Source organism: Lysobacter yangpyeongensis, from assembly GCF_042655745.1.
Taxonomy (GTDB): Bacteria; Pseudomonadota; Gammaproteobacteria; order Xanthomonadales; family Xanthomonadaceae; genus Agrilutibacter; species Agrilutibacter yangpyeongensis.
In genome coordinates this window covers 1-599 of record NZ_JBHSNM010000029.1, presented here as the reverse complement: position 1 = coordinate 599, position 599 = coordinate 1, and the positions used below count along the sequence as shown (strand labels likewise).

At 64.8% G+C, this 599-nt stretch carries 1 protein-coding gene; it reads right to left on the bottom strand.

All coding sequences use genetic code 11. The features are described from left to right. Positions 1 to 599: FG-GAP-like repeat-containing protein (locus ACFPN1_RS16270; protein ID WP_386756273.1), on the bottom strand; the 599-nt coding region annotated here is incomplete at both ends.

Here is a 599-nt window from a genome sequence, read left to right as displayed (position 1 = left end):
ACCGCGGCGACAATCCAGTCGCTTGCCATTGCCGTCAGCACGCGACTGGTGGCCCCGTTGCCGCGATACCAGATCTTGTTATCCCCCGCGAGGGAGCGCCACAGCAGATCGTCATTCCCGTCGCCGTCGAAGTCGCCGACGCCAACGAGTTTCCAGCTCGTCCCCATGATGTAAAGGGAACCGCGCGTGGCGTAATTGCCGGACCACCAGACGACATTGTTGCCCAGGCTGGTGTTGCGCCACACGATGTCGTCCTTGCCATCGCCGTTGAGATCGCCGATTCCGCCGACGATCCACTGCTGGCCCGCAATGCCCTGACGCGGGCTTTCGCTCGCCTGGCTACCGCCCGGCCACACCTTGTTCTGGCCGGTCACCGGATTGCGCCAGAAGATGTCTCCCCTCCCATCGCCGTCGAAGTCGCCGATTCCGCCGACCTTCCAGTTGAGGTCGGTGATCGCGCCGAGCCCCTTCCGGTGCGCATACAGGCCGGCATACCAGGCGACGTTCGACCCGGTCGCGGCATTGCGCCAGAGAATGTCCGTGTTTCCGTCGCCGTCGAGGTCGCCATCGGCAACCACCTGCCAGGTAGTGGACAGCGG